The organism is Streptomyces avidinii, assembly GCF_045161815.1.
In the GTDB taxonomy this organism is placed as follows: domain Bacteria; phylum Actinomycetota; class Actinomycetes; order Streptomycetales; family Streptomycetaceae; genus Streptomyces; species Streptomyces avidinii.
The window spans coordinates 2297338-2320423 of the sequence record NZ_CP108863.1 but is presented as its reverse complement, the minus strand read 5'-3'; the positions used below and the strand labels follow the sequence as shown (position 1 = coordinate 2320423).

At 74.2% G+C, this 23086-nt stretch carries 16 protein-coding genes; 11 read left to right on the top strand and 5 right to left on the bottom strand.

The window, feature by feature from the left end; all coding sequences use genetic code 11:
- On the bottom strand, positions 1 to 1749 hold the full coding sequence (gene treZ, locus OG373_RS10240) for a malto-oligosyltrehalose trehalohydrolase (RefSeq protein ID WP_405437638.1): 1749 nt from the start codon (positions 1747 to 1749) through the stop codon (positions 1 to 3).
- A gap of 110 nt (positions 1750 to 1859) precedes the next feature.
- Here treZ and OG373_RS10235 point away from each other — a divergent pair, with 110 nt between their 5' ends.
- The 3 genes from OG373_RS10235 to OG373_RS10225 all read left to right on the top strand — a co-directional run bounded on the left by OG373_RS10235 (position 1860) and on the right by OG373_RS10225 (position 3979).
- A complete protein-coding gene (locus tag OG373_RS10235) occupies positions 1860 to 2423 on the top strand; it encodes a DUF1707 and FHA domain-containing protein (RefSeq protein WP_397729907.1) in 564 nt (187 codons plus the stop codon).
- A 134-nt stretch (positions 2424 to 2557) separates the two neighbouring features.
- Positions 2558 to 3034: a GNAT family N-acetyltransferase gene (locus tag OG373_RS10230; RefSeq protein WP_405437636.1), complete on the top strand. Its 477-nt coding sequence runs from the start codon at positions 2558 to 2560 to the stop codon at positions 3032 to 3034.
- Positions 3035 to 3133: 99 nt separating this feature from the next.
- On the top strand, positions 3134 to 3979 hold the full coding sequence (locus OG373_RS10225) for a 2OG-Fe(II) oxygenase (protein ID WP_405437634.1): 846 nt from the start codon (positions 3134 to 3136) through the stop codon (positions 3977 to 3979).
- Here OG373_RS10225 and OG373_RS10220 read toward each other — a convergent pair.
- Together OG373_RS10220 and treY are read right to left on the bottom strand one after the other, a co-directional pair.
- Positions 3960 to 5282 carry a M14 family zinc carboxypeptidase gene (locus OG373_RS10220; RefSeq protein WP_405437632.1) on the bottom strand — a complete coding sequence of 441 codons (1323 nt, stop codon included), beginning with the start codon at positions 5280 to 5282 and terminating at the stop codon, positions 3960 to 3962. The two genes, OG373_RS10225 and OG373_RS10220, sit on opposite strands and share 20 nt — an antisense overlap.
- 484 nt (positions 5283 to 5766) lie before the next feature.
- Positions 5767 to 8040: a malto-oligosyltrehalose synthase gene (treY, locus tag OG373_RS10215; protein WP_405437630.1), complete on the bottom strand. Its 2274-nt coding sequence runs from the start codon at positions 8038 to 8040 to the stop codon at positions 5767 to 5769.
- An 82-nt stretch (positions 8041 to 8122) separates the two neighbouring features.
- Here treY and OG373_RS10210 point away from each other — a divergent pair, with 82 nt between their 5' ends.
- Positions 8123 to 9451: an MFS transporter gene (locus OG373_RS10210; RefSeq protein ID WP_405437629.1), complete on the top strand. Its 1329-nt coding sequence runs from the start codon at positions 8123 to 8125 to the stop codon at positions 9449 to 9451.
- On the opposite strand, the gene glgX is transcribed toward OG373_RS10210, so the two are convergent.
- Complete coding sequence (gene glgX / locus OG373_RS10205) at positions 9436 to 11550, bottom strand: glycogen debranching protein GlgX (protein ID WP_405437628.1); 2115 nt, start codon at positions 11548 to 11550, stop codon at positions 9436 to 9438. The genes OG373_RS10210 and glgX overlap by 16 nt on opposite strands.
- A 286-nt stretch (positions 11551 to 11836) precedes the next feature.
- On the opposite strand from glgX, the gene OG373_RS10200 reads away from it, so the two are divergent.
- The 3 genes from OG373_RS10200 to OG373_RS10190 all read left to right on the top strand — a co-directional run bounded on the left by OG373_RS10200 (position 11837) and on the right by OG373_RS10190 (position 16887).
- Positions 11837 to 13114 (top strand): SAV2148 family HEPN domain-containing protein, encoded by a 1278-nt coding sequence (locus OG373_RS10200; RefSeq protein ID WP_397729896.1) that lies wholly within the window; start codon positions 11837 to 11839, stop codon positions 13112 to 13114.
- A gap of 118 nt (positions 13115 to 13232) precedes the next feature.
- Positions 13233 to 13952: a 3'-5' exonuclease gene (locus tag OG373_RS10195; RefSeq protein ID WP_189968296.1), complete on the top strand. Its 720-nt coding sequence runs from the start codon at positions 13233 to 13235 to the stop codon at positions 13950 to 13952.
- Positions 13953 to 14082: 130 nt separating this feature from the next.
- Complete coding sequence (locus OG373_RS10190; protein ID WP_405437626.1) at positions 14083 to 16887, top strand: hypothetical protein; 2805 nt, start codon at positions 14083 to 14085, stop codon at positions 16885 to 16887.
- 61 nt (positions 16888 to 16948) lie between these two features.
- Here OG373_RS10190 and OG373_RS10185 read toward each other — a convergent pair whose 3' ends face one another.
- A complete protein-coding gene (locus OG373_RS10185; RefSeq protein ID WP_405437624.1) occupies positions 16949 to 17812 on the bottom strand; it encodes a phosphotransferase enzyme family protein in 864 nt (287 codons plus the stop codon).
- Between the two features lie 84 nt (positions 17813 to 17896).
- Between OG373_RS10185 and OG373_RS10180 the strand changes: the two genes are divergently transcribed.
- The 4 genes from OG373_RS10180 to OG373_RS10165 all read left to right on the top strand — a co-directional run bounded on the left by OG373_RS10180 (position 17897) and on the right by OG373_RS10165 (position 23025).
- Complete coding sequence (locus OG373_RS10180) at positions 17897 to 20098, top strand: FUSC family protein (RefSeq protein WP_405437622.1); 2202 nt, start codon at positions 17897 to 17899, stop codon at positions 20096 to 20098.
- 12 nt (positions 20099 to 20110) lie between these two features.
- Positions 20111 to 21352 (top strand): macrolide-inactivating glycosyltransferase, encoded by a 1242-nt coding sequence (gene mgt / locus OG373_RS10175; protein ID WP_405437620.1) that lies wholly within the window; start codon positions 20111 to 20113, stop codon positions 21350 to 21352.
- Between the two features lie 38 nt (positions 21353 to 21390).
- Positions 21391 to 21939 carry a DUF1697 domain-containing protein gene (locus tag OG373_RS10170; protein ID WP_405444011.1) on the top strand — a complete coding sequence of 183 codons (549 nt, stop codon included), beginning with the start codon at positions 21391 to 21393 and terminating at the stop codon, positions 21937 to 21939.
- Positions 21940 to 22023: 84 nt separating this feature from the next.
- The gene (locus OG373_RS10165; protein WP_405437619.1) at positions 22024 to 23025 is read left to right on the top strand and encodes a ketopantoate reductase family protein; all 1002 of its coding nucleotides are present in this window, start codon (positions 22024 to 22026) and stop codon (positions 23023 to 23025) included.
- The last annotated feature ends 61 nt before the right edge of the window (positions 23026 to 23086 follow it).

Genomic DNA, 23086 nt, shown 5'->3' with positions numbered 1-23086 from the left:
TCACGGGGCCAGGACGGCCGCCGACTCGCCCGGTACGTGGATGCGCCCGTCCGGACCCGGGTGTTCGAGCGGTTCCCAGGCGGCCAGCACCCGCACCCCGTTGCGGCCCAGCGCGATCGTCACCGGCTCCGCGGAGAGGTTCACGACCACCCGGACCTCGCCCCGCCGGAAGGCGAGCCAGCGACGCTCCTCGTCGTGGGCGACCCGGACCGCCGCCAGGTCCGGGTCGCGCAGGTCCGGATGGCTGCGGCGGAGCGCGACCAGGGTGCGGTACCAGTCCAGCAGGCGGGCGTGGACGGCCTGTTCGGGCTCCGACCAGTCCAGGCGGGAGCGGTCCCGGGTGGCCGGGTCCTGCGGGTCCGGGATCTCCTCGGCCTTCCAGCCGTGCGCCGCGAACTCCCGGCGGCGGCCGGACCGTACCGCCTCGGCGAGCTCCGGGTCCGGGTGGTCCGTGAAGTACTGCCAGGGGGTCCGCGCCCCCCACTCCTCGCCCATGAACAGCATCGGCACGAACGGCCCGGTCAGGGTCACGGTCGCGGCGCACGCCAGCAGCCCGGGGGAGAGCGAGGCGGAGAGGCGGTCGCCGAGCGCCCGGTTGCCGATCTGGTCATGGGTCTGGCTGTACCCGAGGAAGCGGTGGGCCGGGGTCCGGCGGCGGTCCACCGGCCGGCCGTGGGTGCGGCCCCGGAAGGAGGACCAGGTGCCGTCGTGGAAGAAGGCCCGGGTCATGGTCTTGGCGAGGGCGGCGAGCGGGGCCGCGGCGAAGTCGGCGTAGTACGCCTGGGACTCGCCCGTCAGCGCGCAGTGCAGGGCGTGGTGGAAGTCGTCGTTCCACTGCGCGTGCAGGCCGAGGCCCCCGACGGCGCGCGGGGTGGTGGTGCGCGGATCGCACCGGTCGGACTCGGCGATCAGGAACAGCGGGCGGCCGGTGTCCGCCGCCAGTTCGTCGACGGCCGCGGACAGTTCCTCCAGGAAGGTCAGCGCCCGGTCGTCGGCCAGCGCGTGCACGGCGTCGAGCCGCAGCCCGTCGATCCCGTAGTCGCGCAGCCAGGCCAGCGCGCTGCCCAGCAGGTAGGAGCGCACCTCGTCGGAGCCGGGCGCGTCCAGGTTCACCGCGGTGCCCCACGGGGTGTGGTGGGTGTCGGTGAAGTACGGGCCGAAGGCGGGCAGGTGGTTGCCGGACGGGCCGAGGTGGTTGTGGACCACGTCCAGCACCACGCCCAGCCCGGCCTCGTGCGCGGCCGCCGTGAACCGGGCCAGGCCGGCCGGGCCGCCGTACGGCTCGTGCACCGCCCAGGGCGCGACCCCGTCGTAGCCCCAGCCGTGCCGGCCGGCGAAGGAGCACACCGGCATCAGCTCCACATGCGTGACGCCGAGGGCGGTGAGGTGCCCGAGCCGGGCGGCGGCCGCGTCGAAGGTGCCCTCGGGGGTGAAGGTGCCGATGTGCAACTCGTACAGGACCGCGTCCTGGAGCCCGGTGCGCGTCGGCGCCTGCGTCGGCCGCGGGGCGAGGACCTCGAAGTCCACCACCGCCGACAGCCCGTCCGGCCCGTCGGGCAGCCGCCGCCCGCGCGGGTCGGGCCGTGGGCCCTCGCCGTCGAGCAGGAATCCGTAGCGGCTTCCGTCGGCGGCCGGGGCCTCGGCCGTCCACCAGCCGTCCCGGTCCGGATCGCGCGTCATGTCGTACGTCGCCCCGTCGAGCCGCATGGCGACGTGGCCTGTCAGCGGTGCCCACACCTCGAACTGCACGGACGGTCCCCTCGTCGTCGGCGGTGTCCAGCCTGCGTATCCTGCCCATCATTCCGGGCGTCGCGGGGGAGTTCTGGACACTCCGGCCCCGACGGGCCGACAATCACCCTGTGACGTCCAGTTTTGAGATTCCCGCCTTCCCCGCGCCGCGGCTGTCCGACGCCGAGCGCGACCGGGCGCTGGGCCAGCTCAGGGAGGGCGCAGCCCTCGGCAAGCTGTCCCACGACACCTTCTTGCGCCGGATGGAACTCGCCCTCGTCGCGCGCCGCTCCGAGGACCTCGCTGTGCTCACCGCCGACCTCCAGTCCCGGGAGGCGGCCGAAAGCCCGTGGACCCGTCGGCTGTTCGGCTGGGTCGGCCGGGTCTCCGCCGTCTCCGTCGGGGTCCGGCGCGCCTGGAACGCGGAGCGCCTGCCCAAACTGCTGCTGCCGCACCCGAGCGCGGCCGCCCTGCGGATCGGCCGCGACCCCGGCAACGGGCTGCGGCTCAGCCACGAGACCGTCTCCCGGGCGCACGCGGAGCTCAGCATGCGCGACGGGACGTGGGTCCTCAAGGACCTCGGCTCGACCAACGGCACCACGGTCAACGGACGCCGGGTGACCGGCTCCGCGGTCGTCCGGGAGGGGGACCAGGTCAGCTTCGGGAACATGACCTTCCGGCTCTCGGCCGGCTGAGGCCGACCCGCGGCGGAGACCCGCGGCGGAGACCCGCGGCGCAGGCCCGCCATCGGCCGGTGAGGTTTGTCGCGGCCGCCTGCCGGGTGGCCCCGCCGGTCCGCCGCCGGGAGCCGCCGCGCAGGATGGCCGTCATGGAACACACCTCTGTCGTCCGCTCTGTCGTCCGCCGCGCCCGCGTCGGGGACCTGCCCCGCCTCGAGGAGCTCGTCCGCGAGCACATCGCGTACGAGCGCGCCGCGCCGCGCCCGCCGGGCCTTGCCGCCCTGCTCGGCCCGCAGCTGTTCGCCGAGGACGCCCGGCTGTGGGTGCTGCTCGCCGAGGCCCCGGACGGCACCGTCGCCGGATACGCCGCCTGCTCGTCGGAGTTCTCCTTCTGGGACGCCCGGCACTACCTGCACATGGACTGCCTCTACCTGGCGGAGGAGGCCCGCGGCCACGGCCTGGGCGCCGCCCTGGTGGACGGCGTGGCGGGGCTGGCCCGCGAGCTCGGCATCGACCAGGTCCAGTGGCAGACCCCGGAGTGGAACGAGGGCGCGATCCGCTTCTACGACCGTCTCGGGGCCACCGGACGTCCGAAGCTCCGGTACACCCTGACCGTCGATCGCTGACCGCGGTCCGCCGGCCCGAGGCGGGCGTACGCCGCGCACACCCGTGCGCCCCCGTGTGCCCCTTCGGCGCGGACGGCCGCCGTCGTACGGTTCCGGGCTATGAGCGGATACACGATGGAACCGGCCACGCCGATGGAAATCAGCCCCCGCGTCCTGCCGTCCTCCGACCAGTGGTCCCCCGTGCTCGCCGTACCCGCCCCGGTCTGCCGCTTCGAGAACTTCCTCGGGGCGGAGCGGGCCGGGGCCCTGCTGGAGTACGCGATAGCGCGGCAGGACGAGTTCACGGCGGGAACGGTCCTGGACCCCCTCACCGGACAGGTGTCCCGCAAGGGGCGGGACTCGCTGGTCCTCCCCGTGACCAGTGAGGTGTTCAGCGCGCACCTGGCCGACTGTCTGCCGCTCGTCCTGGAGGTCCTCGACCACCGGGCCGCCCTCACCCGGTCGTTGACCGTCCTGACGGCGCACGGCGAAGGCGGCCACTTCGGCATCCACACCGACGCCTCCCGCGTCCGCGACGTGAGCACGGCGCTGTCCGCCGTGTACTACCTCCACCGCACGCCCCGCGGCTTCGGCGGCGGCCGACTCCGCCTGTACGACACCGTGGTGAACGACGGCAGGGCGCGGCCGGCGGAGTCCTTCCGCACCGTCGAACCCGAGCACGACACCATCGTCTTCTTCCCCTCCAGCGCCTTCCACGAGGTCGTGCCCTCCACCTGCCCGAGCGGGCGATTCTCGGACCACCGTTTCACCCTCACCACCTGGATCTCCGACGAGGAGTCCGCCACGGGGCCGGACGCCCGGCCCTCGCGGATGGCGCGGTGGATGGCGGACGCGGCCGAGGGCACCCGCCCGCTCCACGACGCCGAGGGCGACCACGACGGCGCCAGGCCGGTCGCCCTGCCGCCGTCCGGCCCCGCCACCCGCCTCAGGACGAACGGGAACTGACGGCCGTTCCGTCCGGGCGCCCGGCCGCGACCAGCCGGTCGTAGGCGGCCAGGACGGTGCGGGCCTGGTGCTCCACCTGGGTGGCCACCGGGACCCAGCGGGCCCCGAACCGGGCCGCGAAGTCCTCGCACCACCCGGTTACGAGGCGGTCCAGCCCGGGCGCCGCCGGGTGCCCCTGGGCGCGCAGTACCCGCAGCAGCATCGCGGCGGCGCGCAGCGACAGCCGCCGCCCGAAGGCGTCGATGCTGGCGATGTACGCCGCGGTGGCCTCCGCCGGTGCCCCGGCCGTCCACTCCGCCGCGACCCGGGGGATCAGCGCGAGCGTCCAGTCCACCGCCCGCAGCAGGGGGGCCGCCGCCGGGGCCCCGTACGGCGGCGGGTCCTCGGGTACGCGGGCACCGCCGCGGACCGCGGCGACGAGCGCGGCGTCCGCGGTGAGCCGCTCGGCCAGCATCCGCAGGGCGCCGCGCGGATCCGGGTGCGGGGCCGGATCGTCCACCAGGTCGGAGGCCCACATGGGGACTTCGACGATGGCGGTCGTGCCGGCGTAGCGGTGGGCGTGGTACCAGGTGCTGAGCCGGGTGTCCTCCGGATGGAAGGCGCCCGCGGCCTCGCTGCCCGGCTGCGGGATCACGAAGATCCCGGGGCCGGGGGAGGGCCATCCTGCCGCGTCCGAGGCCCCGTTCTCCACCGGGATGCGCAGCTCGGCGGCGGATTTGGCGAAGGGCTCGGCGAGGCCGGGTATGTCCCGCGTGAGCTGCACCCAGGAGCCGCCGAGGTCGGTGGCGTGCAGGGACACCTGGAGGACGGGACGCAGTTCGTCGATGAGCGCGGTCAGGGCCAGGGTCTCGGGCGGCAGCCGGTCCGGAGGCAGTAAGGACGGTGCCCACTCGGGCTGTTCGGGGCCGGGCGGCCGGAAGAAGCCCCGGTGGTAGTCCAGCAGGGAGTACGGGCGGGGTGTGCGGTGCAGGTTCGCGCCGTCCGGGTCCGCGCAGAGCAGGAAGTGCCAGCCGCAGCCGGCCCGCGGCGCCGGGTCGTCGAGGAGGCGCCGGGCGAGCGAGAGGACGGTGGCCCCGCCGACGGGTTCGTTGGCGTGCGCCCCGGCGACGACGAGGACGTTGCGGTCGGCCCCGAGCGGGGCGCCGCCCGTGGCGGCGACGGACAGGACCCGGAGCGGTTGCCCGGCTCGGGAGGTGCCGGCCCGGCGGAGCCGTACCTCGCCGGGGTGTTCGTCCGCCAGAGCGCGGGCGGCGAGCCCGAGTTCCCGCGGTGTGGGGTAGCGCATGTCACGGAGGAGAGTCACAAGGGATGCCATGCCCGCGGGGCCCGCCGCCTACTGCTCCGCGGGCCCCGCAGTTCCCCGAATTCCGGGTGAAACCCCTGGCCAACGCCCGGGCCGCGGCCCCGGCGGCCGGGTCCGGCGCCGCTGCCGCGGTTGGTCCGGGGCGGATCGCCGCGGGCCGGGCCGGGCCGTCTCTTTCGGATCTTGTCGGCCGAGCCCGCGGCGTCCGGTGCCATGGGGTCGCCCCAGGCCCGCAGGGGCCGAGGGGAAGGATCGCAAGGCGGAGGGTCGTCCTTGTACTGGACGTACCGGGGCGGGCCCGACAACGGACTGCGCCCTGCTCTCCCTCGACCCGCCGTGGCACCGGCCCCTGGCGGCCTTCTCCCGGGTCCCGCTGACCGGCGCCGCGGCCGCCTTCGCGGAGCTGATCGGCGCCCCGGCGGCGCCGGTGCCGGGTGCGGGCGCTCCGCAGGACCGAGCGGCGGACGGGCCCGGCCCTGCCGGATCACCGGCGCAGCCAGATGCCCACCGGGTGGCCGACCAGCAGCGTGGCCACCTCGGCCGAACCGCTGTGTGACGCAGGAGGGTTCGGGTGGTTCGGGGAGGCGGGGCCGACGGGGGTCCAGGTGCCGGGAGGCAGGGGCAGTCGGGTGTCCCGCCAGCCGCCCGCCCCGGCCAGCCGGTGGGACAGCCGGGTGACCGCCACCAGCAGCCCGGGGCCCCGGGTGAAGGCCACCAGGTGGTCGGCGGCCGCGCCCCGGGCCGCGACCGGCGCATAGCCCCGGAAGAGCTCCGGGCGGTCCCGGCGCAGCCGCAGCACGGCGGCCGTGAGGGCCAGCTTCTCCTCGGCCGCGTCCCGCGGGGCGGCCCCCGTGTCCAGCCGGGCCAGGGCCCCGCGGGGGAAGTGGGCCGGACGCCGGTTGTCCGGGTCCACCAGGGCCCGGTACTCCGTCTCCGCCCCCTGGTAGACCTCCGGGACGCCGGGCATCGTCAGGTGCAGGACGGTCATCCCGAGGAGGTTGGCGCGGGCCGCCCCGGCCAGCTCCGCCGGGAGGTCGAGCGGGTCCCGGACGTACCCGGCCACGCCCGCCTCGTACTCCTCGTCCGGGTCGGTCCAGCTGGTGTGCAGGGCCGCCTCGCGGACCGCCTTGAGCAGGGCGTCGGCCAGCCGGGGCGCCGCCTCGGGGGCCCGGCCGAGCCCCAGCGCGGTCTGCCGGGCCACCCAGGCCAGCTGCGGGTCGGGCCCGGCCGGGCCGCCCATCAGCTCAGGGGCCTGGGACAGCGCCGAGATCCGGGCCCGGACGTCCGCGCTGCGCTTGGTGTCGTGGGTGGACAGTACGGTCCCGGCCGCGGGCCACTCCCGGTCGAGGGCGGCGCAGTACGCGTGGAACTCCGCGGGCGGCACCGCCGGCCGCCCCGGCTCCCCGCCCACCTCGGTGGCCGACAGCAGCGGCGCGTACCGGTAGAAGGCCCGGTCCTCCAGGGACTTGGCGCGCAGGGCCGCCGAGGTCTGGGCGAAGCGGGCGGCGAAGGCCGGATCCCGCAGCAGCAGCTCCCGTACGGCGGCGACCGCGCCCGGACCGGCCAGCGCGGCGGCCTGCTCCACCGCCCGCGGCGGCAGGTCCGGCTCGCCGGGATACGGCCGGTAGACGGGAAATGCGATCAGCAACTCCCGCACCGCCAAGGCGAGTTCCGTCCCGGCCTGGCGCTCCAGGGTGCCCAGTTCGGAGGCCAGGTCGCCGGTCAGCACCTCACGAGCGGCCGCCCGGGCCGCCTCCGGCCACTGCGGCAGCCCGGTGCTCTCCCCGTACCGGGCCGCCAGTTCCGCGGCGCCCTCCGGGTCGGTGAACACCCCGTCCACCCGGTGCAGGGCGTCGTAGCCCGTGGTGCCCGCCACCGGCCAGGCGGACGGCAGCCGCTCCTCGCGGGCCAGGATCTTCTCGACCACGACCCAGCAGCCCTCGCCCGCCGCGGCCCGCAGCCGCCGCAGGTACTCCTCCGGGTCCGCCAGGCCGTCCACGTGGTCGATCCGCAGCCCGTCCGCGATCCCGTCCCGGACCAGCTCCAGCACCTTGGCATGGGTGGCCGTGAAGACGTCCGGGTCCTCCACCCGGACCCCGATCAGGTCCGAAATGGTGAAGAACCGGCGGTAGTTGAGGGACGTGCGGGCCTCGCGCCACCAGGCCGGCCGGTACCACTGGGCGGCGAGCAGCTCGGGCAGTGCCAGCCCCGCGGTGCCCTCCCGCAGCGGGAACTGCTGCTCGCCGTAGCGCAGCACGTCGCCGTCGGCCTTCAGCTCGCAGGTCTCCACCGGCCCGGCGAGCACCGGCAGCAGCACCTGCCCGCCGCCCGCCTCCCAGTCGATGTCGAACCAGCGGGCGTACGGCGAGGCGGGGCCGTCCCGCAGCACCTCCCACAGCGGCCGGTTCAGCCGCAGCGGGGTCGGCACGGCCATGTGGTTGGGCACGATGTCGAGGACCAGGCCGAGCCCGTGCGCCCGGGCGGCCGCGGCCAGGGCCCGCAGGCCCGGCTCGCCGCCCAGCTCGGCGCGGACGCGGGAGTGGTCGGTGACGTCGTAGCCGTGCGTCGAGCCGGGCGCCGCCTCCAGGACGGGGGAGAGGTGCAGGTGTGACACGCCGAGCGAGGCGATGTACGGTACGGCTGCTTCGGCCGCCGCGAAGGGGAACTCCGGGCGCAGCTGGAGACGGTAGGTCGACGTCGGAGTGACAAGTGTCGGAACGCCAGGTTCCGATTCAGGGGTCGCGCGCGGCTGGCTCATGAGAACGTACGTACCCAGCCTGCCGGATTCCGTGCCATTACCCAATGCATCCGAGTGACTGCGCCGGGTTAGCGTTGATCAAGTGGTTGGAACCGTCAACACCTATCGAAGAGTCATCGCCCTGACCGGGCCCCTACTCCCGCTCGTCTCATTCCTCGCCCGACTGCCCGTCGCGATGTCCCAGTTCGGCAGCTTCCTGCTGGTAGCCCAGACCAGCGGCTCCCTCGCCACCGCGGGCGTGGTGGGCGGCGCCCTCTCCGTCGGACAGGTCCTCTTCGGCCCCGTCCTCGGCTGGCTCGCCGACCGGCACGGACAGCGTCCCGTCGTCCTGGCCGCGGCCGCCGTCAACGCCGTGGCCACCGCCGCGCTGGTCACCGGGGCGCTCACCCACCTGGCCACCGTCCCGCTCGCCGCGATCGGCGCCCTCACCGGAGCCTCCGTACCGCTGATCGGCCCGCTCGCCCGCACCCGGTCGGTGGCCCTGGCCCGCCGGGCCGACGCCGACGAGAGCGTCGTCGGCGCCGTCCACGCGCTCGAAGGCACCCTGGACGAGGTCTCCTTCGTCTTCGGGCCCGCCCTCGTCGGACTCGCCGCCCTCCTCGCCCACCCGGCCTTCGCCCTGGCCGCCGCGGCCGGCCTCGTGGCCGTCTTCGGCACCGTCTACGCACTGCACCCGACCGCCGCCGTCACCGGGGGGCGCCCCCGGACGGAGCCCGGGGGAGGGCCGCCCGCGCGGGACCGGGGCGCGGGAGGCCGGAGCACCGGAGGCCGGGTCCGCCCGCCCGCGGTGGTCCACGCGGTACGGGGTTCCCTCGCCCTCCAGGGCGCCATGTTCGGCGCCTGCCAGGCGGGCATCACCGCCCTCACCATCCGGCTCGGCGTCCCCGACCAGGCCGCCGTCGTCTACTCCGCCATGGGTGTCGTCAGCGCGGTCGTCGGCATCTCGCTCGGCGCGCTGCCCGCCCGTTTCGGTCTGCGGCTGCGCTGGCGGGTGGCGACGGGTGCTGCGCTGGTGTTCTCCGCGCCGCTGCTGGTCACCGACGGCCTGTGGCCGCTGTACGCCGTCGTCACCGTGCTCGGCGCCGCCTACGCACCCCACCTCATCACGGCGTTCGCGCTCACCGAGCGGGCCGTGGAACCGGCCCGGCTCTCCACCTCGATGGCCTTCGCCGCCAGCTGCCTGGTGGCCGGGCAGGCCACGGCGCTCGTCGTGTGCGGACGCCTCGCCGAGGCGTACGGCCCCGCCGGGGCCTTCGCCGTGGCCGTCGGGGCGGCCGCCCTCTGCCTGCTCCTCTCCCTCGTCACCCGGGTGCCCGCGGCCGGTACGCACCCCGTCGGGGGGAGCGTTCCGGGCCCGCGGACCGGGTCGCCGGTGACGGAGGAGAACGGCGCCGCCTACGCCGGGCGCTGAAGCACCACCAGACACCGTCCCGTCAGCGCCACCCGGTCACCTGCCGCGAACTGCGGCCCGGTGCCGGGTGGCAGTACGTCCGCCCGAGCCGTGTCCACCACCAGCCGCCACTGCGCGCCGTGGCCCGCCGGGACCGTGAAGTCCTGCGGCTCCGCGCCCGCATTGAACATCAGCAGGAACGAGTCGTCGGTGATCCGCTCCCCGCGGGTGCCCGGCTCGGAGATCGCCTCCCCGTTGAGGAAGACGGTCAGCGCCCGCGCGTGCTGCGCCTGCCAGTCGCGCGCCCGCATCTCCTCCCCGTGCGGGGTGAACCAGGCGATGTCGGAGAGCTCGTCGTGCGTGCCCTCCACCGGCCGCCCGTGGAAGAACCGGCGCCGCCGGAAGACCGGGTGGTCCCGGCGCAGCCACACCATCCGGCGGGTGAACTCCAGCAGCGACGGCGCCGGCTTGCCGGGCTCCGGCCAGCCCACCCACGCCAGCGCGTTGTCCTGGCAGTAGGCGTTGTTGTTGCCCTCCTGGGTACGGCCGAACTCGTCGCCGTGGCTGAGCATCGGCACCCCCTGCGACAGCATCAGGGTGGCCGTGAAGTTGCGCATCTGGCGCTCGCGCAGCTCCGTGATCTCGGGATCCTCGGTGGGTCCCTCCACCCCGCAGTTCCAGGACCGGTTGTGGGTCTCGCCGTCCCGATTGCCCTCCCGGTTGGCCTCGTTGTGCTTCTCGTCGTACGAGACCAGGTCGTTCAGGGTGAAACCGTCGTGGCAGGTGGTGAAGTTGATGGACGCGAGCGGCCGCCGCCCGTCGTCCTGGTAGAGGTCCGACGAGCCCGTCAGCCGTCCCGCGAACTCCGCGAGCGTACGGGGTTGCCCGCGCCACAGGTCCCGTACGGTGTCCCGGTACTTGCCGTTCCACTCGGTCCACAGCGGCGGGAAGTTGCCCACCTGGTAGCCGCCCTCGCCCAGGTCCCAGGGCTCCGCGATCAGCTTCACCTGGCTGACCACCGGATCCTGCTGGACCAGGTCGAAGAACGACGACAGCCGGTCCACCTCGTGGAACTGGCGGGCCAGCGTCGCCGCCAGGTCGAAGCGGAAGCCGTCCACGTGCATCTCGGTGACCCAGTACCGCAGCGAGTCCATGATCAGCTGGAGCACGTGCGGGGAGCGCATCAGCAGCGAGTTCCCGGTCCCCGTGGTGTCCATGTAGTGGCGCGGATCGTCCGCCAGCCGGTAGTACGAGGCGTTGTCCAGCCCGCGGAAGGACAGGGTCGGGCCCAGGTGGTTCCCCTCGGCGGTGTGGTTGTAGACCACGTCGAGGATCACCTCGATGCCGGCCTCGTGCAGGGCCCGGACGGCCGACTTGAACTCCAGCACCTGCTGGCCGCGGTCGCCCGAGGCGTAGCCGTTGTGCGGGGCGAAGAATCCGATGGTGTTGTAACCCCAGTAATTGCTCAGCCCGTCGTTGACCAGCCGGTGGTCATTGACGAACTGGTGCACCGGCATCAGCTCCAGCGCCGTCACCCCGAGCTTGGTGAGGTGGCCGATGACCGCCGGGTGCGCGAGCGCCCCGTAGGTGCCGCGCAGCTCCTCGGGAAGATCCGGGTGACGCATGGTCAGGCCCTTGACGTGCGCCTCGTACAGCACGGTGTGGTGGTACTCGTGGCGCGGCGGCCGGTCGTTGGCCCAGTCGAAGTACGGATTCACCACCACCGAGCTCATCGTGTGCGGGGCGGAGTCCAGGTCGTTGCGCGAGTCGGGCCGGCCGAAGTGGTAGCCGTAGACCGCCTCGTTCCAGCTGACCCGGCCGCTGATGGCCCGCGCGTACGGGTCCAGCAGCAGCTTCGCCGGGTTGCAGCGGCGGCCGCGCTCGGGCTCGTACGGGCCGTGGACACGGAACCCGTAGCGCTGGCCCGGCATGACGCCGGGCAGGTAGGCGTGGCGGACGAAGGCGTCCGTCTCACGCAGTTCCACGGCGGACTCGGACCCGTCGTCGTGCAGAAGACACAGCTCGATGCGTCGGGCGGCCTCCGAGTAGACCGCGAAGTTGGTGCCGGCGCCGTCGTACGTGGCACCCAGCGGATACGCCTGTCCCGGCCAGACCTGCATAGATAACGACTCTTCCCTGGTTGTCCGAAGATGTCCCGGCTGACCCGGCGTGGACCACGTCCCTGGCAGATCTTCCCCGAAAGAGGGGCCCCAAGCGCGGACTTGGCAGGGGTCCTACCGGGTGACCCGCAGAGCCGATATGCGGGTCAGCGGACTGTCTGCGGATCGGATAATGGGTCAACGGACGGCCGCCGTACGGACCGTCGGGCTGCAGCGGGCCGCGCGCGCGGAGTACCCTTCCGTGATCACTGGAGACGGGCGTCCAGACGCAGAAGGCGGTGCACGGGTGAGCTCGGGAGGTCTGGAGCTGCCCCCTGGTGACAGCAGTCACGAGGGTGGCCCGGCGGACGCCCCAGGGGGTGTCCCCGGCGGGGCACCGGAGGGGCTCCCGACCGGGGCGGTCTCCCTGGCGGGCGGCCCGGCTGCGGCCGGGAGTGCGGGGGCGGGCGTCGAACTGGACTGGGGTGCGGAGGCCTGGAGCGAGGTCCGCACCCGGGCGCAGCGCGCCGGTCGCGCGTACATCTGGCTGAACCTCATCGAACAACGGCTGCGTGCGGTGGTCGGGGCGGTGCTCAAGCCGATCTACGAACCGGTGCACGGCGTGGACGACTGGGTCGTCGCGGCCGCCGGGCCCGCCGGGCAGGAATGGGTGCAGCGGGCCGTCGCCGTGCGCGAGGTCAGCCGCCGCAAGGGCTACCTGCTCGACTCGGCCGACGACAACGTGCTGAGTTTCCTGACCCTGCCCCAGCTGCGGGAGCTGATGGTCCAGCACTGGCCGTGCTTCGAGCCGTACTTCGACGACCGGCGCGAGATCGAGCTGGCCCTGGACGAGCTGGAGGTCACCCGCAACGTCGTCTCCCGCAACCGGGCACTGTCCCGGCCCGTGCTGGAGCAGGCGGAGCGGGCCTCGGCGCGCCTGCTGGAGGTCCTGGGCGGGGTCTCCGGCAGCCCCTCGGCCGAGCGGCTGCCGATCGACGCCGTCGAGGACCTGGTCGGCGACCGGTACGCGGACGTCATCTCGGTCCACCCGGACCGCGTGCGGCTGCAGCGGCAGCTCCCGGCCGAGGACCTCTTCGGCGGGGCGCGGCGGCTCGACGCCATCGGCATAGGGCTCAACCTGCTGGTCCAGAACTTCTCGGGCCGAAGACTCGTCCGGCTCACCGAGGCCGGCTGCCGGGTGCGGCTGCTGTTCCTGAACCCGGCGAGCAGCGCCGTGAAGCGGCGCGAACGGGAACTGGGACTGCGCAAGGGTGAGCTGAGCCGCTCGGTGGAGATGAACATCCTGCACGTCCGCCGGGTCCGCGCGGGCCTGCGGGACCCCTCCCGCTTCGAGATCCACGTCTTCGACGAGACCCCGCGGTTCACCGCCTACCTGGTGGAGGGACAGTCCTCGGGCATCGCGGTGGTGCAGTCCTACCTGCGACGGGCGCGCGGCATGGAGTCCCCCGTCCTGGTGCTGCGGGGCGGCGGGCGCGGAGTGCCGAAGGACGCGGACCACGGGCTGTTCACGACGTACCGCGAGGAGTTCGAGTCGATGTGGGAGGACTCCCGGCCGGTGTCCTGACCGGCGGGGGTGCGTGCTCCACGCCCCGGCAGCCGGGCTGTCAGTGCCCCGTGGCAGGCTGAAAGCCGTTGACCGAAGGTGTACGGGGGAGGGGTACGGGGTGGAGGACTGGCGCGGCATGGGGGACTGGCACGGCGGTGTGCTGATCGGATTCGACCTGGAGACGACCGGCACGGAGCCGGGGGAGTCGAGGATCGTGACGGCGGCCCTGATCGAGGTGCGCGGCGGTGCGGTGCGCGAGCGGCGCGGCTGGCTCGCGGATCCGGGGATACCGATCCCGGAAGGGGCCTCGGCGATCCACGGGATCAGCACGGAGCGCGCGGTCGCCGAGGGCCGCCCGGTGCGGGAGGTCGCGGACGAGGTCGCCGAGGCCCTGGTCGGCCACTGGCGGGCCGGCGCGGTGGTCGTCGCGTACAACGCGGCCTTCGACCTGACCCTGCTGACGGCCGAGCTGGCCCGGCACGGGCTGCCGTCGCTGGCCGACCGGCTGGGCGGGGCGCAGACCGGCCCGGTGGTGGACCCGCTGACCATCGACCGGGCCGTGGACCGCTACCGGCGGGGCAAGCGCACCCTGGAGGCGGTCTGCGGGGTGTACGGGGTCACCCTCGACGACGCGCACGACGCGGGGGCGGACGCGCTGGCCGCGGTCCAGGTGGCCCGCGCGATAGCCGAGCGCCACCCGGAGGTGGCCGCGCTCACCCCGGCCGACCTGCACGCTCGGCAGAGCACCTGGCACGCGCGCTGGGCCCGGGACTTCCAGTCGTACCTGCGCCGTCAGGGCACCCCGGACGCGGTGATCGACGAGGCCTGGCCCCTGCGCGGCCTGGTCCCCGCCTGACCCGTCCCGCCTGCGTGAAATGAAGGCGGGCCGACCCGTACGGATGTGCGACGATCACTCGTCGCAACATCACCCTGGGGGGTTCATGCCAACGCCAATGGCATCCGCTAGACATCCTTTTTCCACCGTAATGACGTGTCTGCTGGCCGTCCTCGCCGCGCTTCTCCTGCCGGTGAGCGCCGCTCAGGCCGCGCCGGCCGCCGAGGACTGCGTCGCCGTCACCGAGGGACGGTACGCGGGCAGCTTCACCGCCGCCGGGCAGACGCACTGCCTTCAGCTGCCGAGCCCGAAGGGCGCCCGGATCGCCGCCCTCACCTCGCTCGGCGGCGCGAGCCCGACCGTCACGGTCGAGGTGGTCGACCGTGACGGCACCGCACAGTGCACCGCCCTCGAGCTTGCCCGGGGCGGCTGCGCCCTCACGGGAACGGCGCCCTTCCGCGCGCTGGTGCGCGCCGAGGACGACACCGCGACCGGGCCGTACGGCGTCCACTTCGTCCGGACGGACAACCTCCAGAACGGCTGTCAGGTCCTGCCCGCGGGCACCTTCGCCGACGACGCGGCGGCCGTGCGCCTGGACACCGGCAACGGCGTCTTCTCGCACTGCCTGACCGTCCCGGCCGGCGCCCACTCCACCGAGGAGCTCCTGCGCGTCCGCTTCGGATTCCCGGACGACACGGAGCTGTTCCCGCGCTACGCGCTCATCATCGTGGACACCGACGGCAACGGGCCGCCCTCCTGCTACGCGCACCCGGCCGGCGGCCGGACGGACGGTCTCACCAGCTGCTCCTTCACCGCCGGCAAGGGCTACACCCTGCTCCTGCAGGGCCAGGACGCCCCGCGCACCCACACCCTGGACCGCCGGGACGTCACCGCCACGGCCCCGGGCTGCACCGCCTCCGCCGCTACGGCCGTCGGTGCTCCGGCCACGACCGGTGCCTCCGGTCAGAACGGCACCCTGCGCTGCCACCGGATCACCACGGCCGCCGCCACGGACCGGCTGCGCGTCGACGTCCGGGACGCCCACGACAGCACCCACATGCTGATCATGGACGCCAACGGCGGCATCGCCTGCCACCAGAAGAGCTGGGCGTGCACGGTCACCGGTTCGACCAGCTACCAGGTCGTGACCCAGGTCCCGCAGGACTGGTCCCTGCCCGGGTCCTACAGCCTCGACGCCTGGCGGATCGCCACGGCCGCCGGCGCGGCGCCCGAGTGCACCCGTGCCGGATCGGTCGCGTACGGATACGGCCCGGTGACCGGCACTCTCTCCGGGGAGCGCACGGGTGCCTGCGCGGTCCTGCCGAGCGTCTCGGGTGACCAGTTCCGGGCCGACATCACTGCGACGGACGGCGGGCAGGACATCCCGCGGCCCGCGCTCTACACCAAGGCCGGAACCGACCTCTGCACGGGCCACTCGTCCCCTTACAACTGCCAGGGCGTCGACCAGAGCCTGTTCGTCCTCACGCTGCCGGACCGGGTGGAACGTACGGCGTACCGTGCCCAGCTCGTCTGCACCACCGCGCCCTGCGGCTCCGAGGAGGTGTCCGTCGGGACGGTCACACCGACCACCGCGCAGAGCGGTACGGTCGCGACCCTCACCGTCCAGGGCACGGCCCTCGGGATGAACACCACCGTTGAGCTGACCGGAGGGCCGGCGCCCCTGACGGCCAAGACCGTGTCCGTCTCCGACGACGCCCGGACGCTGAAGGCGACCGTGGACCTGCGCACGGCCCCGGCCGGCAACTGGAACATCACCGTCGCGGCGCTCAACTTCCACTTCGCGCAGGGCACGTTGACGGTGACACCGCCCGCGGTCTCCGGGCTGGGTACCTACAAGCCGGTGACGCCGACGCGGTTGATGGACACCCGTGAGGGTCTGGGTGTGCCGAAGGCGAAGGTGGGCGAGGCCGGGACGGTGACCCTGCAGGTCGCGGGCACGGCCGGGATTCCGGCGGGTGCGACGGCTGTTGTTCTGAACGTCACGGCGACGGAGCCGACGGCGGGGAGTTTCGTTTCGGTGTATCCGAACGGTACGACGCGCACGAGTGCGTCGAACCTGAACTTCACCGCGGGGCAGACCATTCCGAATCTGGTCGTCGTTCCCGTCGTGAACGGGAAGGTCAGTTTCTACAACCATGCGGGTTCCGTTCACCTGATCGCGGATGTGGCCGGCTATTACACGACGGACGGTTCGGGTTCGACGTACAGGCCGATCACGCCGACGCGGTTGATGGACACCCGTGAGGGTCTGGGTGTGCCGAAGGCGAAGGTGGGTGCGGCCGGGACGGTGACCCTGCAGGTCGCGGGCACGGCCGGGATCCCGGCGACGGGTGTCACCGCGGTGGTGCTGAACGTCACCGCCACGGGGCCGACGGCGGGGAGTTTCGTTTCGGTGTATCCGAACGGTACGACGCGTACGAGTGCGTCGAACCTGAACTTCACGGCGGGGCAGACCATTCCGAACCTGGTGGTCGTTCCGGTGGTGAACGGGAAGGTCAGTTTCTACAACCACGCGGGTTCGGTTGATCTGATCGCCGACGTGGCGGGTTTCTACACGACCGATGGTTCGGGCTCCCTGTACAAGCCGATCACGCCGACGCGGTTGATGGACACCCGTGAGGGCCTGGGTGTGCCGAAGGCGAAGGTGGCTGAGGCCGGGACGGTGACCCTGCAGGTCGCGGGCACGGCCGGGATCCCCGCGGGCGCCACCGCGGTGGTGCTGAACGTCACCGCCACCGAACCGACCGCGGGGAGTTTCGTATCGGTGTATCCGAACGGTACGACGCGCACGAGTGCGTCGAACCTGAACTTCACCGCGGGGCAGACCATTCCGAACCTGGTGGTCGTCCCCGTCGTGAACGGGAAGGTCAGTTTCTACAACCACGCCGGATCGGTGCACCTCATCGCCGACGTGGCCGGCTACTACACCTCGTAGGAGCCGCAGGACGCCCGCCCGCGCCGACCGGACTTCCGGTCGGCGCGGCGCGGGGCGTCCCCTAGAACGAATGCCAGCGCGCCTCCCGGTCGCCGTCCCTGAGGGAGGCCACCCGATGGCGGAATTCGGCCCGGGCCGCCGGGTCGGCCGGGGCGTGCTGGGCGACCCAGGCGCAGCCGGCCGTTTCCCGGGCGCCGCGCAGGACCGCGCAGCCCGCCCAGTCGCGGACGTCCCACCCGTACGCCGCCACGAAGGCCCCGTACTCCTCGGCGGGCAAGCCGTACCGGTCGCGGGCCAGCGCCATCACCACCAGATCGTGCTCGCGCAGATCCGCCGACACGGTCTCCAGGTCCACCAGGACCGGGCCGTCCGGGCCCACGTGCACGTTGCGGGGCAGCGCGTCGCCGTGGACCGGCCCCCGGGGCAGGTGCGGGGTCAGGTCGGCCACCTCGCCGGCGTAGGCGTCCCGGCGGGCTCGCAGGTAGGCCGCGTCGGCCGGGGCGACGGCCGCGCCCGCCAGCCGCAGCCAGCGCTCGACCCCGTCCAGCAGACCCCGGGCGGGCAGGGTGAACGGGGGCTCGGGCAGTGCGTGCACCAGGCGCAGCAGCGCCGCGAGATCCTCGGCCCCGGCGGGCCGCACCGGGTCCGGCAGACGGTGCCAGAGGGTCAGCGGGTGCCCGTCCACCAGCCGCGGCCTCGGCTCGGCCGCGCGGACCGCCGGAACCCCGGAGGCGGCGAACCACTCGGACACCGCGAGTTCCCGCTCGGCCCGCGCCAGCAGCGCCGCCTCCCGGCCCACCTTGACCACCAGGTCACCGACGGCGAAGACCGCGTTCTCGCCGAGAGCGAGGAGGGCCGCTTCCCCGGGCCCGCCCCGGGTCAGGCCGGCAACCGCCAGAACTTCCCTCGCCCGCGCCTCGTCCATACCGCCGGCCCCGCCCTTCGTCCTTGATCCGCCTGTGCCCGACAGTATGTGGTGGCTTCCGGCGAGTGGCCCGATCCTGGACTCATGGGCGCCGAACCCGAGGGAAGCGCCGACCGCGGCCCCGCGGTCGTGACGCGGCGCGCCCTGCGCACCACCCTCTCCGCATGTGTCTCGTTCTTCATCTGCCTGTACGCGCTGGACCGGCCGGTGGCGGCGACGTACGCGCTGTTCGCCGCGGTGTCGATGGCGGCGCTCTCCCACATCCCCGGCACCGGACGCCAGCGGGCGGCCGTCATGGTCAAGGCGACCCCCGCGGCCTGGGTGCTGCTGACGCTCGGCACCTACCTCGCGATCCGGACCTGGAGCGCCGTCGTCGGCATGCTCCTGATCGGCTTCTTCCTGGCCTTCGTGGCGGCGGCCGGGCCCCGCGCGGCGGGCGCCGCGCCGGGGCTGCAACTGCTCTACATCCTGCCGTGCTTCCCGCCCTACGCTCCCGACACCCTGGGCGAACGGCTGGTGGGGGCCACCTTCGGCCTTCTGCTGCTGGTCCTCGCCGAGGCCTTCGTGCTGCCCGAGGAGCCCGGGCCCACCTACCGTCGGCTGGCCGCCGACGCGGCCGGGACCGCCGCCCGCTGCGTCGCCGAGCTGGGCCGCGCCCCGTACGCGCTGTCCGCCGCGTCGGCGGAGACGGCCCGGGCGGCCGGCGAGTCGCTGCGCCCCTTCCGGGTCGACGAGGCCGACCGCCCCGCCGGGCCGGGCCTGCGTGACCGCGCCCTGTCCCACGCGGGCCTGGCCGCACGCACGCTCCTCGCCCGCCTGGTGAACCTTCCCCCGCCGCCCCCGCCCCCGGGCCCGGTGCCGATGGAGCAGGAGGCCGAGGTGCTGGCCGCGGTCGGCCGGGCCGTCACCGAGACGGCCACCCTGCTGGACGGCACGTCCGGTACGACCGAAGCGGCCGCCGCCCTGCGGCGCGTGCGGGAGCAGGCCTCTGCGTCGGCCGCGCGGGAGGCACCCGCGACCGCCGCGCGGGGGCGCCGCCGGGCGGCGCTGCTGGAGGTGGCGGACGCGGCCGTGGCCCTGACGACGGCCGCCGAGCTGGCGGTACGGGGCCGTCGCGCGCGGGTGCCCGACGACGTCGATTCGGGCCGGTTCTGGTACGCGGGCAGGCTCGCGCCGCGCCTGTGGTGGCACCGGCTGGCGGGACACGCAGGGCCGCGCTCGGTGTACTTCCAGAACGCCGTCCGGATCAGCCTCGCGCTGGCGGCCGCCCGCACGGTGGCGGGCGTGGACTCGCTGCCCCACGGCTTCTGGGCGATGCTGGCCGTCCTCAGCCTGACCCGGACCACCGCCGCCCAGACACGGGCGACCGTACGCGTGGCGATCACCGGGACCCTGCTCGGCGCCTTGGCCACCGGGCTGCTGCTGGCCCTGATCGGCGGCCATACCACCGTCTACGCCATCGCCCTGCCGTTCGTGATGATGACCGCCTTCCGGGTGGGTCCGGTCCGGGGCGTGGGCTGGGCCCAGGGCATGTTCACCCTCGTGGTGGCCTTCGTCTTCGCCCAGCTGGCACCCGTGACCTGGCAGCTGGCCGAGGTCAGGATCCTGGACGTGGTCATCGGCAGCATGATCGGCGTCGTGTTCGGGGTGCTCGCCTGGCCGCGCGGGGCGCAGCGCGAGCTGCACCGGGCGGTCGCCCTGCTGCTGACGACGGAGGCCGAGACGGTCGAGCGCACCACGGCCGCCGTGGTGGAGGGCGGGCCGGGGCACGTCCCCGACGACCGGCCGCTCCAGCACGCGCTGACGATGGCGGAGTCCGCGTTCGCGCAGCACCAGAACGAGCCCCGGACGTCCGAGGACCCCACGACGGACTGGCAGGCGGCCATGATGTCGGGCCATCACGTGCTGTGGGGTTCGCGGCGGCTGTTCGTCCGGGGAGGTCCGGCGGTGGGGCCGGCGAACGGCGCCCGGCTGGACGGCCGGGCGGCCGGGGTGGCCACGCGGATGCGGGAGGCGGCCGAGGCGGTGGGGGTGGCACCGGAGGCCGCGGATCCGCAGAGCGTGCCGCTGCCCGGCGGGTCCGCGGCGGACGGGCCGCCGGGGGTCTCCTCGCCGCGGTTCTTCGCCGCGCTCGCCTGGCTGGACTCGCTGAGCGTCGACATCGAGCGCATGAGGGGCCCGGGTCACCCGTCCGGCTCGTCGGGGCCGAACGGCTCGTCCGGTCCGCATCGGCCGCCGGGTCCGTCGGGCGCCTCCCGTCCGTCCGGTCCGGCCGGTCCTTCCTGAGCCGCGGGAAATATGTTGCACGAGACGTATCGTCTCGCTTATCGTCCGATCATGACCACAGCGAAGCCCGCCCACATCGCCATGTTCTCCATCGCCGCCCACGGGCACGTGAACCCGAGCATCGAGGTGATCCGCGAACTCGTGGCGCGGGGCCACCGCGTCAGCTACGCCATCCCCGCCTCCTTCGCCGAGAAGATCGCGGAGACCGGCGCCACGCCCGTGATCTACACCTCCACCCTGCCCACCGACGACGAGCCGGAGGCCTGGGGCACCGAGCTCATCGAGAACCTGGAGCCCTTCCTGAAGGACGCCGTCCAGGCGCTCCCGCAGCTCGCCGCCGCCTTCGAGGGCGACGAGCCCGACCTCGTCCTCCACGACATCACCTCCTACCCCGCGCCCGTGCTCGCCCACCGCTGGGGAGTCCCCGCCGTCTCCCTCTCCCCGAACCTGGTCGCCTGGGAGGGCTACGAGCAGGAGGTGGCCGAGCCGATGTTCGCCGAGCTGAAGGCCTCCGAACGCGGCCGGGCGTACTACGCCGCCTTCGCGGCCTGGCTCACCGAGAACGGCCTCGGCGACGACGTCGACCGCTTCCAGGGCCGCCCGCGGCGCAGCCTCGTCCTCATCCCCCGGGCGCTCCAGCCGCACGCCGACCGCGTCGACGGGTCCGTGTACACCTTCGTCGGCGCCTGCCAGGGGGACCGCAGCGCGACCCAGGGGACCTGGCGGCGGCCGGCGGCCGCCGAGGGCAAGAAGCTCGTACTCGTCTCGCTCGGCTCGGCCTTCACCAAGCAGCCCGCCTTCTACCGCGCCTGCATCGAGGCCTTCGCGGACCTGCCCGACTGGTACCTCGTCCTCCAGATCGGCAAGTTCACCGACGAGGCCGACCTGGGCCCGGTCCCGGCCGGCGTCGAGGTCCACCGCTGGGTCCCCCAGCTGGACATCCTGCGCCGGGCCGACGCCTTCATCACCCACGCGGGCGCCGGCGGCAGCCAGGAGGGGCTCGCCACCGCCACCCCGATGGTCGCCGTCCCGCAGGCCGTCGACCAGTTCGGCAACGCCGACATGCTCGTCTCGCTCGGCGTGGCCCGGCACGTCCCGATGGCGGAGGCGGACGCCGCGACCCTGCGCGAGGCGGTCCTCCAACTCGTCGCGGACCCCGCGGTCGCCGCCCGCGCCGAGGCCGTCCGCGCGCAGATGGCCACCGAGGGCGGCACACGGCAGGCCGCCGACCTGATCGAGGCCGAATTGTCATAGCCGGGTCCTAGGGTGCGCCCATGAAGACGAAGAAGGCCATGACGAAGAAGTACGCGGCGCTGCTGCGCGGGATCAACGTCGGGGGGAACAAGAAGGTCCCGATGGCAGAGCTGCGTTCGCTCCTGGAAGGGCTCGGCCACGGCGACGTGCAGACGTACCTGCAGAGCGGCAACGCCGTCTTCAGCAGCGCGCAGCAGGACCCGGCGGTCCTCACCCGGGAGCTGGAGGCGGCCATCGAGGACCGCTTCGGCTTCCGCGTGGCCTGCCTGGTGCTGGACGGCGCGTACCTGCGCGCCGTCGCCGAGGCCTGCCCCTTCCCGGCCGCCGAGCTGGAGGGCAAGCAGCTGCACGCCACCTTCTGCTCCGAACAGCCCGGCCCGGAGCGCTTCGTCGCGCTCGACGAAGCCTCGTACCTCCCCGAGGAGTACCGGCTCGGCGACCGGGTCCTCTACCTCTACGTCCCCGACGGCCTCGGCCGCTCCAAGCTGGCCGAGGCCCTCGCCAGGCCCGCCGTCGTCAAGGGCATCGACGTGACCACCCGCAACTGGAACACCGTCGCGAAACTCGTGGAGCTGACCGGAGCCTGACCGGGAGCCCTGATCGGGCTCGGTACTTCGTTCGCCCCGCCCCCCGACGGTCACGCGGGGGGCCGGATGTGCCAGGCTCGTGGCATGCGTTACATCATCATCGGCGCGGGCGCGGTCGGCGCCACCATCGGCGGACGGCTCGCGGAGGCGGGCGGCGAGGTCGTCCTCGTCGCCCGTGGCGCGCACGCGGAGGCCCTGCGGGCCGACGGACTGCGCCTCACCACGGCCGACGGGACCCGGGTGCACCGGCTGCCCGTGGTCACCGGACCGGACGAGCTCGGTGAACTGCGCCCCGACGACGTGTTGTTGCTGGCCGTGAAGACACAGGACGCCATCGCCGCACTCGACGCGTGGGGCGACGCGGAGGTCGCAGGCGGCGGTACGGCGGCGCAGCGGCTGCCGGTGCTGTGCGCGCAGAACGGCGTGGAGAGCGAGCGGCTCGCCCTACGGCGCTTCGCGCGCGTCTACGGGGTGTGCGTCTGGCTGCCCGCGACCTTCCTGGAGCCGGGCGTGGTCTCGGCGCTGTGCGCGCCGCTGACCGGCATCCTGCACCTGGGCCGGGCGGCCGGCGGCACGGACGCCCTGTCCCGGGCCGTCGCGGCGGACCTCGCCAAGGCGGGCTTCGGTGCGCCGGCGGTCGAGGACGTGATGCGGTGGAAGTACGCGAAGCTGCTGGGCAATCTGGGCAACGCGATCCAGGCGACCACCGGCCCGGAGCCGGACCCGGCGAAGGCGGCGCTGCTGCTGCGGGCGGTCCGCGAGGGCAAGGCCGCCTTCCGGGCCGCGGGCGTCCCGTACGCCTCGGACGCCGAGCAGTCGCTGGCCCGCGACGGCAAGGTGGAGCAGCCGGCCGGGGTGCGGGGCGGCTCGTCCTGGCAGAGCCTGGCGCGCGGGACGGGCTCGGTGGAGGCGGACTACCTCAACGGGGAGATCTCCCTGCTGGGCCGTCTGCACGGGGTGCCGACCCCGGTCAACGACGTGCTGCGGCACGCGGCCAACATCTTCGCCCGCGAGGGCCTGCCCCCGGGCGCGATGTCCATCGAGGACCTCGCCGCCCTGGCCGACGAGGCCGCGGCCCGCGCGTAGTCCCCCGGCTGCGGCGCCGCCGCCGGGGGCGCCGCCCCGGACCCCGCGCCTCAAACGCCGG

What these genes read in the sequence shown, in the direction of transcription:
- OG373_RS10225 (WP_405437634.1), top strand. Translation starts at nt 3,134, where the DNA reads ATGAGCGGATACACGATGGAACCGGCCACGCCGATGGAAATCAGCCCC.
- treY (WP_405437630.1), bottom strand. Translation starts at nt 8,040, where the DNA reads ATGAGCCAGCCGCGCGCGACCCCTGAATCGGAACCTGGCGTTCCGACA.
- glgX (WP_405437628.1), bottom strand. Translation starts at nt 11,550, where the DNA reads ATGCAGGTCTGGCCGGGACAGGCGTATCCGCTGGGTGCCACGTACGAC.
- OG373_RS10165 (WP_405437619.1), top strand. Translation starts at nt 22,024, where the DNA reads ATGCGTTACATCATCATCGGCGCGGGCGCGGTCGGCGCCACCATCGGC.
- OG373_RS10195 (WP_189968296.1), top strand. Translation starts at nt 13,233, where the DNA reads ATGGGGGACTGGCACGGCGGTGTGCTGATCGGATTCGACCTGGAGACG.
- mgt (WP_405437620.1), top strand. Translation starts at nt 20,111, where the DNA reads ATGTTGCACGAGACGTATCGTCTCGCTTATCGTCCGATCATGACCACA.
- OG373_RS10190 (WP_405437626.1), top strand. Translation starts at nt 14,083, where the DNA reads ATGACGTGTCTGCTGGCCGTCCTCGCCGCGCTTCTCCTGCCGGTGAGC.
- OG373_RS10170 (WP_405444011.1), top strand. Translation starts at nt 21,391, where the DNA reads ATGACGAAGAAGTACGCGGCGCTGCTGCGCGGGATCAACGTCGGGGGG.
- OG373_RS10180 (WP_405437622.1), top strand. Translation starts at nt 17,897, where the DNA reads ATGGGCGCCGAACCCGAGGGAAGCGCCGACCGCGGCCCCGCGGTCGTG.
- OG373_RS10230 (WP_405437636.1), top strand. Translation starts at nt 2,558, where the DNA reads ATGGAACACACCTCTGTCGTCCGCTCTGTCGTCCGCCGCGCCCGCGTC.
- OG373_RS10185 (WP_405437624.1), bottom strand. Translation starts at nt 17,812, where the DNA reads ATGGACGAGGCGCGGGCGAGGGAAGTTCTGGCGGTTGCCGGCCTGACC.